Genomic DNA, 16,175 nt, shown 5'->3' on the forward strand with positions numbered 1-16,175 from the left:
GCGCTGGGCTGCGTCGGTTCGATCGGCTACAGTAGCCGGCCATGGCTGATCTCGATCTTCTCCATATCTCCCTTGCTGACCAGATGCTCTACGGCTTTGCCGCAGGGCGTCTTGTCCTGCGTGTTCCGGTATCCAGCGCCGTCAACGGTGCGGGGGAGCGAAACGGCTCCGGGTGCACGCCACGAGGCTTGCATCAGGTCCGTGCACGCATCGGCGATGGCTTGCCCAGGGGCGCAGTACTGAAGGGGCGACGCTGGACCGGTGAGACCTGGACGGCTGAGCTTCACGAGGCCTTTCCCGGCCGTGACTGGATTCTCTCGCGCATCCTCTGGCTCAGCGGCAGCGAACCGGGGCGCAACCGGATGGGCGAGGTCGATACCTTTCGCCGCTACATCTATCTGCACGGCACACCGGACTGCGAACCCATGGGTACGCCGCTGTCCCACGGTTGTATCCGCCTGCGCAATGACGACCTGCTGGAACTCTTTCCGCGGGTGCCCCTCCATTGCCGGGTTCGAATCGAAGAGACTGCCTGTCCCGATTGGCAGGCAGCACAACTGAATTGAAAGGAATGCACATGCAAGGCTCCCTGATGCTCGACATCGGCGGCACCTGGCTCACCGCCGAGGACCGCCAGATCCTGCGCCACCCGGAAGTCGGTGGCCTGATCATCTTTGCCCGCAACATCGAATCGCCGCGCCAGGTGCGCGAGCTGATGGAAGCTATTCGCGCCGTACGTCCCGACCTGCTGCTGGCGGTGGACCAGGAGGGTGGTCGCGTGCAGCGCCTGCGCCAGGGCTTCCTGCGTCTGCCGGCGATGCGCGCCATTGCCGATAATCCCAATGCCGAACGACTGGCCGAGCAGTGCGGCTGGCTGATGGCAACCGAAGTGCTGGCGGTGGGGCTCGACCTGAGCTTCGCCCCGGTGCTGGACCTGGATCACCAGCGCAGCGCCGTGGTCGGCAGTCGCGCTTTCGAAGGCAATCCGGAGCGTGCTGTTGCTTTGGCTGGTGCATTCATCCGCGGTATGCGCGCCGCAGGCATGGCTTCCACCGGCAAGCATTTCCCCGGTCACGGCTGGGCGGAGGTGGATTCCCACGTGGGGATTCCCGAGGACGAGCGCACACTGGAACAGATCCGCGCTGTAGACCTGGTCCCATTCCAGCGCCTTTCCGGCGAACTGGATGCGCTGATGCCGGCCCACGTGATCTATCCGCAGGTCGACCCGAATCCGGCCGGCTTCTCTCGCCGCTGGTTGCAGGACATCCTGCGCGGTGAGCTGGGCTTCGACGGCGTGATTTTCAGTGATGACCTGTCCATGGCTGGCGCCCATGTCGTCGGCGATGCTGCCAATCGCATCGAGGCCGCGCTGAGCGCTGGCTGCGATATGGGCCTGGTGTGCAACGACCGCGCCTCCGCCGAGCTGGCCCTGAGCGCCCTGCAGCGCCTCGAGGTCACTGCACCGCCGCGTCTGCAGCGCATGCGCGCCAAGGCCTGGCCGGGTATCGAATACAAGCAGCTGCCACGCTGGCAACAGGCCGTCGGCGAGCTGCGTGCCGCACAACTGATTGATTAAGGATTTGCCATGACTGTCTACGCCATCATTGGCGGCACTGGCCTGACCCAGCTGGAAGGTTTGAGCCTGAAGGACGCCATCGAGCTGGATACGCCCTATGGCGCGCCGTCGGCGGCCATCCAGCGCGGTGAGTTCGCCGGCCGCGAGGTGCTTTTCCTTGCCCGCCACGGTCATCCGCATCGTTTCCCGCCGCATCAGGTGAACTACCGCGCCAACCTCTGGGCGCTGAAACAGGCCGGTGCCGAGGCCATTCTGGCGGTGAACGCGGTGGGTGGCATCCATGCCGCCATGGGTAGCGGCCATCTCTGTGTGCCTCATCAGATCGTCGATTACACCTGGGGCCGCGAGCACACCTATTTCGCCGGTGACATCGAGCATGTCACTCACATCGACTTCAGCCATCCCTATGACGAGGCGCTGCGGCTCAAGCTGATCGCCGCCCTGCAGGCGCTGGGCTATGCGTACAGCAGCCATGGCGTGTATGCCGCGACCCAGGGTCCGCGGCTGGAAACCGTGGCGGAGGTCGCCAAGCTGGAGCGCGACGGTTGCGACATCATCGGCATGACCGGCATGCCTGAGGCCGCACTGGCCCGCGAGCTGGACCTGCCTTACGCCTGTCTGTCGCTGGTGGTGAACCCGGCGGCTGGCAAGTCCAGCGGCATCATCACCATGGCCGAGATCGAGCAGGCGCTGCACGAAGGCATCGGCAAGGTGCGCGAGGTGCTGGGGCGCGTGCTGGTGAGTTGAGTCATTATTGTAGGAGCGAGGGGCGCCTAGTTCTTGCTCGCGAAGCGGCAAGACACGGTGCCAGGTGGTTCGCGAGCAAGCTCGCTCCTACAGAGAGCAAAAGAAAAAGCCCGGCGAATGCCGGGCTTTTTCGTTATTGCGCCGGCGGCGGTGCGTCGAAACCGCCGTCTGCCGGGGCGGCCGGAGCCTGTTGTTGCTGCGGCGCGTCCGGCCCGGTTGGTGCCTCGTCCTCCATGCCTGGCGGCGGGGCGGAGGCAGGCTTGGCGTTGAGCGGGGTCACCTTGATCAGCATGCCCAGGCTCGGGTGGTCGAGGTAGGTCAATACGCTGTTCTTCAGGCTGGCTTCCTGGACCATGTGCTGGCTGGCGGCGAGCAGGCCGTCCTGGCCGAACTGGTTGATCCAGAAGTCGGTCTGGGTGTTCACGAAGCGCTGCTGGCTCAGGGTGACGGTACCTTCCACCGGGAAGTGGCCGTCACGCTGGGCGCCTTCGCTCAGGGAAATCTTCACCGGATTGGCATCGATCTCCTGGCGCCAGGCCTTGTGCATCAGGACCTGGAAACCTTCGTTCTGCTTGAGCTTGGCGACCTGGGCATCCATCGCGGTTGGGCGCGAGCTGTCAGGACCCGGTGGTTGCGCGCCCTTGGCCCAGTCGTCGGGCGCGGGGCGGCTGGCGAACACAGCGTCGCCGGACTGCTGGAAGAGAATCAGCTCCACCTGGTAAGGCTCGGCGAAGGCGGCTGGCGAGAGAAGCGCCAGCGACAGCAGCAAGGGTTGGAACAGGCGCATGCACAGGGTTCCTTAGTGAGTCTGTGGCGTGAGGCGCTCGAGCAGCGCCTCCAGCGTGTTGAACCGTTCTTCCGGGCGCTCCATGGGCACCTGGAACTTGAAGAGGGTGGCCCCTTCGAATTTGTACCGATTGGGCTGGCTCTGGATCATCTTGATCAGCACCAGTGGGTCGACACAGGTATCGGCGGCAAATTCTACCCGTCCGCCCTGGGGGCCGGCATCTACCTTCACGATCCCGAGCTTTTCTGCCTGCAGTTTCAGCAAAGTCAGACGGATCAGGTTCTTCGCCGGGTCAGGCAGCAGGCCGAAACGGTCGATCATTTCCACCTGCAGCTCGCGCAGGCCGTCTTCGTCGGCGGCGTTGGCGATGCGCTTGTAGAGGATCAAGCGGGCGTGAACGTCCGGCAGGTAATCCTCGGGGATCAGCGCCGGTACGCGCAGGTTGATGTCCGGGCCGCCGCCCAGAGGCTGTTCCAGGTTCGGCTGCTCGCCCTTGCGGATGGCTTTCACCGCGCGCTCGAGCATGTCCATGTAGAGGGTGAAGCCCACTGCCTGGATCTGCCCGCTCTGGCCATCGCCGAGCAGTTCGCCGGCGCCGCGGATTTCCAGGTCATGGGTGGCCAGCACGAAACCGGCGCCGAGGTCCTGGGCGTTGGCGATGGCCTCCAGGCGCTTTTCGGCGTCCGGGGTCATCTGCTTGCGCGGCGGGGTGAGCAGGTAGGCGTAGGCCTGGTGGTGGCTGCGGCCGACACGCCCGCGCAACTGGTGCAGTTGGGCCAGACCGAACTTGTCGGCGCGCTCGATGAGGATGGTGTTGGCGCTCGGCACGTCGATGCCGGTCTCGATGATGGTCGAGGCCACCAGCACGTTGAAGCGCTTGTGGTAGAAGTCGCTCATCACCCGTTCCAGGTCGCGCTCGTTCATCTGCCCGTGGCCGATGCCGATACGTGCCTCGGGAACCAGCTCCGCCAGGTCGCGGGCGCACTTCTCGATGGTCTTCACTTCGTTGTGCAGGAAGTACACCTGGCCGCCGCGCAGCAGTTCGCGCAACAGGGCTTCCTTGATCACCGACTTCTGCTCTTCCATGACGAAGGTGCGCACGGAGAGACGGCGCGCCGGTGGTGTGGCGATGATCGACAGGTCGCGCATGCCGGCCACCGCCATGTTGAGCGTGCGCGGGATCGGCGTGGCGGTGAGGGTGAGTATGTCCACCTCGCTGCGCAGCGCCTTGAGCTGCTCCTTCTGCCGTACGCCGAAGCGATGCTCCTCGTCGATGATGACCAGGCCGAGGTTCTTGAACTTCACATCGTCCTGCAACAGTTTGTGGGTGCCGATGACGATGTCGACCTTGCCCTCGGCGAGCTGCGCGACGGCGCCTTCGACTTCCTTGGCGGACTTGAATCGGCTCATCACCTCGACGCTCACCGGCCAGTCGGCGAAGCGGTCGCGGAAGCTGTTGTAGTGCTGCTGGGCGAGGAGGGTGGTGGGCACCAGCACGGCGACCTGTTTGCCGCTGTGCACCGCGACGAAAGCCGCGCGCATGGCCACTTCGGTCTTGCCGAAGCCCACGTCGCCACAGACCAGGCGGTCCATCGGCTTCTCCGAGAGCATGTCGGCGACCACCGCCTCGATGGCGGTCTGCTGGTCCGGGGTTTCCTCGAAGGGGAAGCCGGCGGAGAAGGTGGCGTAGTCGACCTGCGGGTCCTTGAACGCGTAGCCCTTGCGGGCTGCGCGGCGGGCGTAGATGTCGAGCAGCTCGGCGGCGACGTCACGGACCTGTTCGGCGGCCTTGCGCTTGGCCTTCTGCCAGGTTTCCGAGCCCAGCTTGTGCAGCGGCGCCAGGGCGTCGTCGCTGCCGGTGTAGCGGGCGATCAGGTGCAGGTTGGCCACCGGCACGTAGAGCTTGGCTTCGTCGGCGTATTCCAGGGCGAGGAATTCGGCGTTCTGGCCGTCGATCTCCAGGGTGATCAGGCCCATGTAGCGGCCGACACCGTGGTCGATGTGCACCACCGGTGCGCCTTCGCGCAGCTCGGTGAGGTTCTTGATGACGTTCTCGCCGCCGTCGCGGGTCTTCTCGCGGCGCCGACGCTGCATGACGCGCTGGCCGAACAGCGGGCTCTCGGCCACCAGGGCGATGCCCGGTTGGCCCTTGTCGGCATCCAGCAGCAGGCCTTCGTCCATCGGTGCGATGGTGATCGCCAGGCGGTCCTTGTGGGCCAGGAAGCCCGGCCAGCCTTCGACTTCCACCGGGCGCAGCTTCAACCGCGCCAGCAGTTCCAGCAGCACTTCGCGGCGACCGGCGGATTCAGCGGTAAAGAGGATGCGACCGTCGAACTGCTCGATGAACTGGCGCAGGCGTGCCAGCGGCTCAGTGGCCTTGGCCTCAATGGCCAGTTCAGGTAGCGCTTCGGCGGGGAAGCGTTCGCGGCCGACACCAACCTCGATCGGCTCCGGGCTGACCACCACGCGCGGCCAGTTTTTCAGGCGGGCGAAGCAGTCCTCTACCGGCAGGAACACTTCAGCTGGAGGCAGTAGTGGGCGCTCTGGGTCGTAGCGGCGGTCTTCGTAGCGGTTGCGAACATCAGTCCAGAACTGTTCGGCGGCGGTCTCGATGCCTGGCAGGGAGAACACCTGGGTGTCCTGCGGCAGGTAGTCGAACAGCGTCGACGTCTCGCCTTCTTCGAAGAACAGCGGGATGTAGTACTCGATGCCGGCGGGTGTCAGGCCGCTGGCCAGGTCCTGGTAGATCGGGCAGCGGCGGTAGTCGACGTCGAAGCGCTCGCGGAAACGACCACGGAAGCCGGTCACCGCCTCCTTGCGCAGCGGGAACTCGCGGGCCGGCAGCAGGCGGATGCTCTCCACCTTGTCGATGGAGCGCTGGGTTTCCGGATCGAATGTGCGCAGCGTCTCGATTTCGTCGTCGAACAGGTCGATGCGGTAGGGCAGCTCGCTGCCCATCGGGAACAGGTCGATCAGTGCGCCGCGCACGGCGAACTCGCCGTGTTCGTAGACGGTGTCCACGCAGCGGTAGCCGGCGGCCTCGAAGCGGCTGCGCATCTGCTCGACGTCGAGCTTCTGACCGACGTCCAGGACCAGGCTGCTGCCGAGCAGGAACTTGGCCGGTGCCAGGCGGTGCAGGGCGGTGGTGATGGGCACCACCAGCACGCCGCGGCGCAGTTCCGGCAGTTGATAGAGGGCGGCGACGCGCTGGGAAATGATGTCCTGGTGCGGCGAGAACACGTCGTAGGGCAGGGTTTCCCAGTCCGGCAGCTGCAGCACCGGCAGGTCCGGCGCAAAGAAGCGCAGCTCCTGCTCCAGACGCTCGGCGCTCTGGCTGTCGGCAGTCAGCAACAGGGTGAAACGTTTGGCTGGGCCGGCCGCTTCTGCGATGGCCAGGCTCAGGGCGGCTCCGGGGAGATTGCCCCAGGATTGTTTGCCGGCAGCGGTCGGCAGTGTAGGTATGCGCAGTACGGACACGGGCGTTCGTGGCTCCGGTCGAGGAATTTGACCGGCCGGATTGTAACTATCCCGATTGACGGATGTCAGTCATGCGACGGTCGCGGATTGCCGGAGAAGGTTCACACCGTCATAATGTAGCCCCTTTTTTCTTCTCCTACATGTGGAAGGTATTGCCCGTGACCCAGAAGCCCGACCAGTGTCTCGGTGAGTGGATCGATCGTGAAGCCCTCGCGGAAGCCATGATTCCGCTGATCGGTCAGCTGTACCGTAACAACAACGTGGTGACCTCGATCTACGGCCGTGGCCTGATCAACCGTTCGGTGATCGCGATCCTCAAAGCGCACCGTTTCGCCCGTCACCGCCTGGCCGAAGAAGGCGGGCTGTCGGTTCACGACACTTTCCCGATCCTCAAGGCGATGAGCGAGCTCAAGCTGGGCGCCGCTTCCGTAGACCTGGGCAAGATGGTTGCCAAGTTCAAGTCCGAAGGTAACGGCCGCAGCATCGAGCAGTTCACCAAGGACGAGCTGGCCGACGTGGTCGGCAAGCAGAACGGCGGCGCCCGCGAAGGCACCGACGTGGTCCTGTACGGTTTCGGTCGTATCGGCCGCCTGCTGGCCCGTATCCTCATCGAGAAGACCGGTGGTGGCGACGGCCTGCGCCTGCGCGCCATCGTCGTCCGCAAGGGCGCCGAGAACGACCTGGTCAAGCGCGCCAGCCTGCTGCGTCGTGACTCCGTGCATGGTCCGTTCGATGGCACCATCACCATCGACGAAGAACACAACACCATCACCGCCAACGGCAACCTGATCCAGGTGATCTACTCCAACGACCCGGCGTCGATCGACTACACCCAGTACGGCATCAAGAATGCCCTGCTGGTCGACAACACCGGCAAGTGGCGTGACGCCGAAGGCCTGGGCCAGCACCTGAAGTGCCCTGGCATCGACCGTGTGATCCTGACCGCTCCGGGCAAGGGCGCGCTGAAGAACGTCGTTCACGGCATCAACCATGGCGACATCACCGCTGACGACAAGATCGTCTCGGCTGCTTCCTGCACCACCAACGCCATCGTGCCGGTGCTGAAGGCTGTCAACGACCAGTACGGCATCGTCAACGGCCACGTCGAAACCGTTCACTCGTTCACCAACGACCAGAACCTGATCGACAACTTCCACAAAGGCAGCCGTCGTGGCCGCGCCGCGCCGCTGAACATGGTGATCACCGAGACTGGCGCCGCTACCGCTGCCGCCAAGGCTCTGCCGGTTCTCAAAGGCAAGCTGACCGGCAACGCCATCCGCGTTCCGACGCCGAACGTCTCCATGGCCATCCTGAACCTGAACCTGGAAAAGGCCACCAACCGCGAAGAGATCAACGAGTACCTGCGCCAGATGGCCATGCACTCGGACCTGCAGAAGCAGATCGACTTCGTGTCGTCCCAGGAAGTGGTTTCCACCGACTTCGTCGGTTCCCGCCATGCGGGCGTCGTCGATGCCGAGGCGACCATCGCCAACGACAACCGCGTCGTCCTGTACGTGTGGTACGACAACGAGTTCGGCTACAGCTGCCAGGTCGTCCGCGTGATGGAAGACATGGCTGGCGTGAACCCGCCGGCTTTCCCGCGCTGATTCAGGCGGTATAAGGGAAACGGGAGCTCTCGGGCTCCCGTTTTTCGTTACTGGCTCCACCATTCCAACGACAAAATCTGCCAACTCCTGAAACCGGAAAGACTTCAAATGGATGGACAACATCTGCACGAAGGCGAGCTGAAGCGTGGCCTGAAGAACCGCCACATCCAGCTGATCGCCCTCGGCGGCGCCATCGGTACCGGCCTGTTCCTGGGCTCTGCCGGCGTTCTGCAATCCGCCGGCCCGTCGATGATCCTCGGCTACGCCATCGGCGGCTTCATCGCCTTCCTGATCATGCGACAACTGGGCGAGATGATCGTCGAGGAGCCCGTTGCCGGTTCCTTCAGCCACTTCGCGCACAAGTACTGGGGCGGTTTCGCCGGCTTCATGTCCGGCTGGAACTACTGGGTGCTGTACATCCTGGTGGGCATGTCGGAGCTGACCGCAGTCGGCAAGTACATCCAGTTCTGGTGGCCGGACTTCCCGACCTGGGCGACGGCGGCAGTATTCTTCGTCCTGATCAACGCCATCAACCTGTTCAACGTGAAGGCCTTCGGCGAGACCGAGTTCTGGTTCGCGATCATCAAGGTCGTCGCCATCATCGGCATGATCCTGCTCGGCGTCTGGCTGCTGGTCAGCGGCACCGGCGGTCCGCAGGCCTCGGTGAGCAACCTGTGGGCCCACGGTGGCTTCTTCCCCAATGGCTGGAAGGGGCTGATCATGGTCCTGGCGATCATCATGTTCTCCTTCGGTGGCCTGGAGCTGGTCGGCATCACTGCCGCCGAAGCCGCCGAGCCGAAAAAGGTGATTCCCAAGGCGATCAACCAGGTCATCTACCGAATCCTGATCTTCTACATCGGCGCCCTGGCCGTGCTGCTCTCGCTGTACCCCTGGGATGCCCTGCTGCAGAGCATCAGCAGCGCCGGAGACCCCTACAGCGGCAGCCCGTTCGTGAAGGTCTTCTCGCTGCTGGGTAGCGACATTGCGGCCAACATCCTGAACTTCGTGGTGCTCACCGCCGCGCTGTCGGTCTACAACAGCTGCGTGTACTGCAACAGCCGCATGCTCTTTGGCCTGGCCGAGCAGGGCGACGCCCCGCGTGCCTTCGCCAAGGTGGATGACCGTGGCGTACCGCTGCTGGCCATTGGTGTCTCGGCGTTCATCACCCTGGCCTGCGTGGTGGTCAACTATGTGATCCCGCACCAGGCGCTGGAGCTGCTGATGTCCCTGGTGGTCGCCGCGCTGGTGATCAACTGGGCGATGATCAGCCTGGCCCACATGAAGTTCCGCAAGGCCATGGTGGCCAAGGGTGTACAGCCGTTCTTCCGCGCGCTGTGGTACCCCTACGGCAACTGGCTGTGCCTGGCCTTCGTGGTGTTCATCCTCGGCATCATGCTGCAGATCCCTGGCATCGACGTGTCGGTGTACGCGATCCCGGTGTGGATCGTGCTGATGGGGGCGTGCTACCTGTTCAAGCGCAAGTCCCCGGCCAAGGCTGACGCCTGAACCGGTTGAGAAACGGGAGCTTCGGCTCCCGTTTTCTTTTGGTAATGCACCTTTGCCAGAGCGGAAACAGTGGCGCTGGGTGCTTGCGGTAGAATACCCGGCGCCGCTCGCCGGGCGGCTGAAGGAGATGACCTTGTCCCGTGCAAGCCTGTTGATCCTGCTGGTTCTGGCAGCCCTGAGCGGTTGCGGGCAATCCGTCGAGCACTTCGGCGGGCCGACCATGGGCAGCAGCTACACCGTGCAGTACGTGCCAACTGGCAAGTCACCGGACGCGGCGAAACTCAAGAATGAGGTCGATGCGATCCTGGCAGGCCTGGACGAGCAGTTTTCCACTTACCGTGATGACTCCGTGGTGTCCCGTTTCAATGGCTTGCCTGCCGGTGCATGCATGGCCTTGCCGGCCGACATGCTGACGCTTTGGCGCTACGGCGAGCAGCTTTCGCAGCAGAGCGGCGGTGCTTTCGATCTCACCGTCGAGCCGCTGATGAACCTCTGGGGCTTCGGTCCACAGTCGCGCAGTGAGAAGGTGCCCGATGCCCCTGCACTGGAGCGTGAGCGCGCCCGCGTCGGTCATCGACATTTGCGTCTGAACGGCGAGCAGCTGTGCAAGGACGTGGACGCGCAACTGGACTTCGACAGCATCGTTGCCGGCTACGCGGTGGATCGGGTCAGTGCTCGGCTGGCTGAGCTGGGCCTGACCGATTACCTGGTGGAGATCACCGGGGAGCTCAAGGCTGTGGGCCACAAGCCCGATGGCAAACCCTGGCGTATCGCCCTGGAAGTGCCCAGCGGCGAGCGTGAGCGGCAGGTGGAGCGTTCGGTGGCGCTGGATGGCATTGGCTTGTCCACCTCCGGCGACTACCGCAATTATTTCGAGGAGGGTGGGCAGCGCTATTCGCACACGTTCGACCCGCGCACCGGGGCACCGGTCAGGCATGCCCTGGCGGCCGTCACGGTGGCGGAGGCACAGGCGTTGCGTGCCGATGGCCTGTCGACCCTGCTGATGGTGCTGGGGCCGGAGGAGGGCTATACCTTTGCCGAGCGCAATGGGCTGGCGGCCTTCTTCATCGTGCGCCAGGGCGAGGGTTTCGTGACGCGCGCGACGACGCGCTTCGAAGCGCTGTTCCCGTCGCCTGAATGAAAGCTTTGGCGGGCATGATGGCGGCCCGCAGGCTGGTCAGTGCATGTAGTGGCGGCAAAATTCGCCTACCTGCCGACCAACCGCTAATGTGCAGCCTTTTGCCGCAGGGCTAAGCTGCGCCAATGATTTCGATCCGCCTCGGCGCATGTGGTGCCGGGGCTTCGCCGGGAGCGCCAAGCGGGCGCCCCGGCCTGTTCTGAAGGAGTACGCATGGCTGTCTACAACTACGACGTGGTGATTCTCGGCACGGGCCCGGCAGGCGAGGGGGCGGCGATGAACGCCTCCAAGTACGGGCGCAAGCTGGCGGTGGTGGACAGCCGTCGCGTGGTCGGCGGCAACTGCACGCACCTGGGCACCATCCCGTCCAAGGCGCTGCGTCACTCGGTGAAGCAGATCATCGAGTTCAACACCAACCCGATGTTCCGCCAGATCGGCGAGCCGCGCTGGTTCTCCTTCCCGGACGTGCTGAAAAGCGCCGAGCGGGTGATCTCCAAGCAGGTCTCCTCGCGCACCGGCTACTACGCGCGCAACCGCATCGACATGTTCAACGGCACCGCCAGCTTCGTCGATGAGCGCACCGTTGAAGTCGTCACCCCCAGCGGCGCCGTGGAGCGCCTGGTGGCCGACCAGTTCGTCATCGCCACTGGCTCGCGCCCGTATCGCCCCTCGGACATCAACTTCAACCACCCGCGCGTCTACGACAGCGACACCATCCTCTCGCTGAGCCACACCCCGCGCCGCCTGATCATTTACGGAGCCGGCGTGATCGGCTGCGAGTACGCCTCGATCTTCAGTGGCCTGGGCGTGCTGGTGGACCTGATCGACACCCGTGACCAGCTGCTGAGCTTCCTCGACGACGAGATTTCCGATGCGCTGAGCTACCACTTGCGCAACAACAACGTGCTGATCCGTCACAACGAGGAGTACGAGCGCGTGGAAGGCCTGGACAACGGCGTGATCCTGCACCTGAAATCGGGCAAGAAGATCAAGGCCGATGCTCTGCTGTGGTGTAACGGCCGTACCGGCAACACGGATCGCCTGGGCCTGGAAAACATCGGCATCAAGGTCAACAGCCGCGGCCAGATCGAGACGGACGAGAACTACCGCACCTCGGTGTCGAACATCTACGCCGCGGGCGATGTGATCGGCTGGCCGAGCCTGGCCAGCGCCGCCTACGACCAGGGGCGCTCGGCCGCCGGCAACATCGTCGAGCACGATGGCTGGCGCTTCGTGAATGACGTACCGACCGGCATCTACACCATTCCGGAGATCAGCTCGATCGGCAAGAACGAGCAGGAGCTGACCGTGGCCAAGATCCCCTACGAAGTGGGCAAGGCCTTCTTCAAGGGCATGGCGCGTGCGCAGATCTCCAACGAGCCGGTGGGCATGCTGAAGATCCTGTTCCACCGTGACACCCTGGAAATCCTCGGTGTGCACTGTTTCGGCGACCAGGCTTCGGAGATCGTGCACATCGGCCAGGCGATCATGAACCAGCCGGGTGAGCTCAATACCCTGAAGTACTTCGTCAACACGACCTTCAACTATCCGACCATGGCCGAAGCCTACCGCGTAGCGGCGTTCGACGGCCTGAACCGGATTTTTTGAAATACCCCGACCGGCGGCCTGAGCCGGTCGGGGGGAACCTGCTCAGCGATTCCCGATCGTGGCAGTGGCCAAACCGGGAAAGTCTGTGATCAGGCTATCCACGCCAAAATCGGCGAGCCGGCGCATCAGGGCCGGCTCGTTGACCGTCCACACCGACACATGCAACCCCTGCTTCTGCGCTTTCAGCAAGCGCTCCGGGGTGCACAGCATCCAATTCAGCGCCAGCAGATCACAGCCGTAGTGCGCGGCGACCTTCAGCGGGTCGAGCCAAGCGTATTCGGCGACCAGTCCGCGTGACAGATCCGGCGCCAGTTCTTCCAGGGCGCGCAGCACCGTACGCGAACTCGAGGTCACGGTGATCCGGTCGCGCAGACCGAAACGGCCCACCAGCTGGTGGATCGCCTGCACCGTGCGGCCAGCACGATCCTTCGACGCGCTTTTCACTTCCAGCTGCCAGTGCTCGAACTCGCAACGCTCGAACAGCTCCGCCAGACGCGGGATGGGGCAGGGGCGCACCCAGCCCGGACCGCCGTCGCGGGCGTCCATGGTCACCAGGTCGTCCGCCAGTTGCTCGGATACCTTGCCGCGGCGGCCGGTAGTGCGTTTGAGCGTCGGGTCGTGGATCACCATCAGCTCGCCGTCGCGGGACAGGTGCAGGTCCAGTTCACAGCGCTTCACGCCATGTTCCAGGCAGCGTAGGAAGCTGTTCAGGGTGTTTTCCGGTGCTTCGCCTTTGGCGCCGCGATGGCCATAGATCAGAGTCACTGGGGCTCCTTGGGAGTCGGGGAGAGGTCCTTGAGGTATTGCGAACGGTGCTGGCGGACGGCATCGACCACCACTCCGCTCTCGAAATAGACGCTGAATTCGCGGTAGTCCCAGCGCGAAATGGGCGGCTTGCCCACCGCCGGATGTTCCTCGTCCGGCAGGCCGAAACGCTCCAGCACCGCCTTCTGGGTCTCGCCGCGGGCCGGCAGCGCGATGTGCGGGTCGCCCTGGGAGCCCACAGGTATCTCAATGGTATCGGCCAGCAGTGGCAACGGGGTGACAAGGCTCAACAGGAGCAGCAGATGGCGCATGGATGTCCTAGGGTTCATTCTTCGCGGGCCTTGGCCTGCCGGCGTTCCAACGCCTGGCGCTGGAGGATATGACGGGCCAGCAGTTGCCGTTGGGTATCGCCGAGTATGTCGAATTCGGTGCCGATCTCGTAGTCGCCCTCGGGTTGTTGCTGGCAGTGGGTGACCTTGGCACGCAGCAGCATGCCCAGGCCTTGTGGCAGCAGGACAATCTTGAGTGCCAGAGGCTGGCCTACGGGGAGCGCCTGGTCGTCGCGGAAATTGATGCCGCCTTCGGACAGCGTCACCTTGCGCGCCGGGCCGATCTCGCTGAGCAGGCTCTGGGTGAGGGCCTGGGCGATCAGGTCGATGCGCTTGTTCATCACCTTCAGGTAGCTGGCCAGCGGGCGGTCGCGCTCATTGATATGCCGCAGCAGGTGCTGCGACTCGAAGTCGGTCAGGTGCAGGTCGCTGAGCAGATTGAACAGCGCGGAATCATCCTGAAGCACTTCTTGCGACTGGATTTCGTCCTCGCGCAGCGGGCGAAATTCCAATGCGAGCGTGTCTTCAATACGATAGTATTCGCGGCGGTCATCCGCGTCTGGAGTGGACATGGCGAACCCACGGCGGCAGTGATGGTCTGAGTGTAAAGCCGCCTGCCGAGCCTCGCCACACGGAAGTCGTACGCCAGATGGAACTGACGCTCGACGCACTCTTCATCTTCTCAATCGGCCCCACATGTTCAGACCTCTTTCCGTCTACATCGGAACGCGCTACACACGCGCCAAACGCCGCAGCCACTTCGTTTCCTTCATTTCGCTCACTTCCATGATCGGCCTCGCGCTGGGCGTGGTGGTAATGATCGTGGTGCTCTCGGTAATGAATGGCTTCGACCACGAGATGCGCACCCGCGTGCTGGGCATGGTGCCCCACGCCACGGTCGAGTCCTACCAGCCCATCTCCGACTGGCAGGACATCGCCGGGCAGATCAAGACCCAGCACCCCAACGTGCTGGAGGTCGCGCCCTTCATCCAGATGCAGGGCCTGCTCAGTGCCGGCGGCACGGTACAGAAAGTGCTGATCAACGCTGTGGATCCGAACGAGGAAAGCAAGGTCTCGATCATCGATCAGTTCTTCCAGGAAGGCTCGCTCTCGAGCCTCAAGCCCGGCGAATTCGGCATCCTGATCGGTGACAAGGCGGCGAAGAACCTCGGCGTGAAGCTGGGCGACAAGGTCACCTTCATCGCCCCGGAAGTCTCGGTCACCCCGGCCGGCATGTTCCCGCGCATGAAACGCTTCACCGTGGTCGGTACCTTCCACGTCGGCGCCGGTGAGCTGGATGGCTACGTCGCCATGGTCCACATCGACGACGCCGCGCGCATGCGCCGTCTCAAGGAAGGCCAGGTCGAAGGGCTGCGCCTGAAGCTCGATGATTTGTTCCAGGCGCCGCGTACCGCCTGGGAAATCGCCCGCACCCTGAAGGGCAACGACTATTTTGCCCGCGACTGGACCCGCAGCCACGGCAACCTGTACCAGGCGATCCGCATGGAAAAATCCATGATCGGCCTGTTGCTGCTGCTGATTGTCGCGGTCGCCGCGTTCAACATCATTTCCACCCTGGTCATGGTCGTCACCGACAAGAAGGCCGACATCGCCATCTTGCGTACCCTGGGCGCCACACCGGGGCAGATCATGGCGACTTTCATGGTGCAGGGCACGGTGATCGGCGTGATCGGCACCTTCATCGGCGGCGTGCTGGGCATCCTCGCGGCGCTCAATGTCAGCTCCGCCATCGCCCTGCTGGAGCGCCTGCTGGGTCACAAATTCCTCAACGCGGACGTCTACTTCATCGATTACCTGCCTTCGCAACTGATGAGCGAGGACGTGATCCTGGTGTGCAGCGCCGCGCTGATCCTGAGTTTCTTCGCCACCCTGTATCCGGCCTGGCGTGCGGCCCGCACCCAGCCCGCGGAGGCATTGCGTTATGAGTAACAACGATCAGGCCGTCCTGAGCTGCCGAGACCTCGGCAAGCGCTACGAGGAAGGCCCGCAATCGGTCGAAGTGCTGTCCAATGTGCAACTGGAACTGCTGCCGGGCGAGCGCGTCGCCATCGTCGGTAGCTCCGGTTCGGGCAAGAGCACCCTGCTGAACATGCTCGGCGGCCTGGATACCCCCAGCACCGGCAGCGTCTGGCTGGCCGGTGAGCAGCTGTCGGCGCTGAACGAAAAGCAGCGCGGCCTGCTGCGCAACCGCGCGCTGGGCTTCGTCTACCAGTTCCACCACCTGCTGCCCGAGTTCACCGCCCTGGAGAACGTCTGCATGCCGCTGCTGATCGGCAAGACGCCGATCCCCGAGGCGCGTCAGCGTGCCACTGCGCTGCTGGAGCGCGTGGGTCTGGGCCATCGCCTGAGCCACAAGCCGTCCGAGCTGTCCGGTGGTGAGCGCCAGCGCGTGGCCATCGCCCGCGCCCTGGTCAATACGCCGAAGCTGGTGCTGCTCGACGAGCCCACCGGCAACCTCGACCAGCACACTGCCCACGGTATCCAGGAGCTGATGCTGGAACTGTCGCAATCCCTGCGTACCGCCTTCCTGGTGGTGACCCACGACACCCACCTCGCCCAGCAGATGGACCGTGTGCTGCGCCTGGAGGAGGGCCGGCTGGTCGCCGCCTGAGGG

General features: G+C 64.2%; 13 protein-coding genes and 1 pseudogene. 9 read left to right on the forward strand and 5 right to left on the reverse strand.

Translation table 11 applies throughout. The features are described 5' to 3' along the window. The first annotated feature begins 41 nt into the window (after positions 1–41). Genes FAS41_RS24730 through FAS41_RS24740 form a run of 3 tightly spaced genes read left to right on the forward strand, consistent with a single transcriptional unit; the run spans position 42 to position 2,323 of the window. Complete coding sequence (locus FAS41_RS24730; RefSeq protein ID WP_138526003.1) at positions 42–566, forward strand: L,D-transpeptidase; 525 nt, start codon at positions 42–44, stop codon at positions 564–566. Positions 567–577: 11 nt separating this feature from the next. Continuing rightward, on the forward strand, positions 578–1,576 hold the full coding sequence (nagZ, locus tag FAS41_RS24735) for a beta-N-acetylhexosaminidase (protein WP_138526004.1): 999 nt from the start codon (positions 578–580) through the stop codon (positions 1,574–1,576). Between the two features lie 9 nt (positions 1,577–1,585). Continuing rightward, on the forward strand, positions 1,586–2,323 hold the full coding sequence (locus FAS41_RS24740; protein ID WP_138526005.1) for an S-methyl-5'-thioinosine phosphorylase: 738 nt from the start codon (positions 1,586–1,588) through the stop codon (positions 2,321–2,323). A 133-nt stretch (positions 2,324–2,456) separates the two neighbouring features. Here FAS41_RS24740 and FAS41_RS24745 read toward each other — a convergent pair whose 3' ends face one another. Both FAS41_RS24745 and mfd read right to left on the reverse strand, forming a co-directional pair. After that, positions 2,457–3,110: a CsiV family protein gene (locus FAS41_RS24745; RefSeq protein WP_138526006.1), complete on the reverse strand. Its 654-nt coding sequence runs from the start codon at positions 3,108–3,110 to the stop codon at positions 2,457–2,459. A gap of 12 nt (positions 3,111–3,122) precedes the next feature. Beyond that, positions 3,123–6,587 carry a transcription-repair coupling factor gene (gene mfd / locus FAS41_RS24750; protein ID WP_138526007.1) on the reverse strand — a complete coding sequence of 1,155 codons (3,465 nt, stop codon included), beginning with the start codon at positions 6,585–6,587 and terminating at the stop codon, positions 3,123–3,125. 140 nt (positions 6,588–6,727) lie between these two features. On the opposite strand from mfd, the gene FAS41_RS24755 reads away from it, so the two are divergent. From FAS41_RS24755 to sthA, 4 genes and pseudogenes are all read left to right on the forward strand, one after another. Beyond that, positions 6,728–8,194 carry a glyceraldehyde-3-phosphate dehydrogenase gene (locus tag FAS41_RS24755; RefSeq protein ID WP_138526008.1) on the forward strand — a complete coding sequence of 489 codons (1,467 nt, stop codon included), beginning with the start codon at positions 6,728–6,730 and terminating at the stop codon, positions 8,192–8,194. A gap of 108 nt (positions 8,195–8,302) precedes the next feature. Continuing rightward, a pseudogene (locus tag FAS41_RS24760) lies at positions 8,303–9,670 on the forward strand (amino acid permease); the annotation flags it as partial. Between the two features lie 157 nt (positions 9,671–9,827). Continuing rightward, positions 9,828–10,841, forward strand: coding sequence for an FAD:protein FMN transferase (locus FAS41_RS24765; protein WP_138526010.1), 1,014 nt, complete (start codon positions 9,828–9,830; stop codon positions 10,839–10,841). Positions 10,842–11,051: 210 nt separating this feature from the next. Further along, positions 11,052–12,446 (forward strand): Si-specific NAD(P)(+) transhydrogenase, encoded by a 1,395-nt coding sequence (gene sthA, locus FAS41_RS24770; RefSeq protein ID WP_045211662.1) that lies wholly within the window; start codon positions 11,052–11,054, stop codon positions 12,444–12,446. A gap of 42 nt (positions 12,447–12,488) precedes the next feature. Here sthA and FAS41_RS24775 read toward each other — a convergent pair whose 3' ends face one another. The 3 genes from FAS41_RS24775 to FAS41_RS24785 are packed head-to-tail and all read right to left on the reverse strand — an operon-like array spanning position 12,489 to position 14,112. After that, the gene (locus FAS41_RS24775) at positions 12,489–13,211 is read right to left on the reverse strand and encodes a glycerophosphodiester phosphodiesterase (protein WP_138526011.1); all 723 of its coding nucleotides are present in this window, start codon (positions 13,209–13,211) and stop codon (positions 12,489–12,491) included. Further along, a complete protein-coding gene (locus FAS41_RS24780) occupies positions 13,208–13,522 on the reverse strand; it encodes a phosphodiesterase (protein ID WP_138526012.1) in 315 nt (104 codons plus the stop codon). Before FAS41_RS24780 ends, FAS41_RS24775 begins: the two co-directional genes overlap by 4 nt. A gap of 14 nt (positions 13,523–13,536) precedes the next feature. Beyond that, the gene (locus tag FAS41_RS24785) at positions 13,537–14,112 is read right to left on the reverse strand and encodes a PilZ domain-containing protein (protein WP_138526013.1); all 576 of its coding nucleotides are present in this window, start codon (positions 14,110–14,112) and stop codon (positions 13,537–13,539) included. A 124-nt stretch (positions 14,113–14,236) separates the two neighbouring features. On the opposite strand from FAS41_RS24785, the gene FAS41_RS24790 reads away from it, so the two are divergent. Together FAS41_RS24790 and lolD are read left to right on the forward strand one after the other, a co-directional pair. Then, positions 14,237–15,490: a lipoprotein-releasing ABC transporter permease subunit gene (locus FAS41_RS24790; RefSeq protein ID WP_138526014.1), complete on the forward strand. Its 1,254-nt coding sequence runs from the start codon at positions 14,237–14,239 to the stop codon at positions 15,488–15,490. Further along, positions 15,483–16,172, forward strand: coding sequence for a lipoprotein-releasing ABC transporter ATP-binding protein LolD (gene lolD, locus FAS41_RS24795; protein ID WP_024766679.1), 690 nt, complete (start codon positions 15,483–15,485; stop codon positions 16,170–16,172). Before FAS41_RS24790 ends, lolD begins: the two co-directional genes overlap by 8 nt. Positions 16,173–16,175: the final 3 nt, after the last annotated feature.

Source organism: Pseudomonas nicosulfuronedens (assembly GCF_005877905.1).
Classification (GTDB): domain Bacteria; phylum Pseudomonadota; class Gammaproteobacteria; order Pseudomonadales; family Pseudomonadaceae; genus Pseudomonas; species Pseudomonas nicosulfuronedens.

Excerpts from the sequence above, each read along its gene's own strand:
- FAS41_RS24785 (WP_138526013.1), bottom strand. The coding sequence starts at position 14,112 with ATGTCCACTCCAGACGCGGATGACCGCCGCGAATACTATCGTATTGAA.
- FAS41_RS24780 (WP_138526012.1), bottom strand. The coding sequence starts at position 13,522 with ATGCGCCATCTGCTGCTCCTGTTGAGCCTTGTCACCCCGTTGCCACTG.
- FAS41_RS24745 (WP_138526006.1), bottom strand. The coding sequence starts at position 3,110 with ATGCGCCTGTTCCAACCCTTGCTGCTGTCGCTGGCGCTTCTCTCGCCA.
- FAS41_RS24730 (WP_138526003.1), top strand. The coding sequence starts at position 42 with ATGGCTGATCTCGATCTTCTCCATATCTCCCTTGCTGACCAGATGCTC.
- FAS41_RS24765 (WP_138526010.1), top strand. The coding sequence starts at position 9,828 with ATGACCTTGTCCCGTGCAAGCCTGTTGATCCTGCTGGTTCTGGCAGCC.
- lolD (WP_024766679.1), top strand. The coding sequence starts at position 15,483 with ATGAGTAACAACGATCAGGCCGTCCTGAGCTGCCGAGACCTCGGCAAG.
- FAS41_RS24755 (WP_138526008.1), top strand. The coding sequence starts at position 6,728 with ATGTGGAAGGTATTGCCCGTGACCCAGAAGCCCGACCAGTGTCTCGGT.
- sthA (WP_045211662.1), top strand. The coding sequence starts at position 11,052 with ATGGCTGTCTACAACTACGACGTGGTGATTCTCGGCACGGGCCCGGCA.
- nagZ (WP_138526004.1), top strand. The coding sequence starts at position 578 with ATGCAAGGCTCCCTGATGCTCGACATCGGCGGCACCTGGCTCACCGCC.
- FAS41_RS24790 (WP_138526014.1), top strand. The coding sequence starts at position 14,237 with ATGTTCAGACCTCTTTCCGTCTACATCGGAACGCGCTACACACGCGCC.
- FAS41_RS24740 (WP_138526005.1), top strand. The coding sequence starts at position 1,586 with ATGACTGTCTACGCCATCATTGGCGGCACTGGCCTGACCCAGCTGGAA.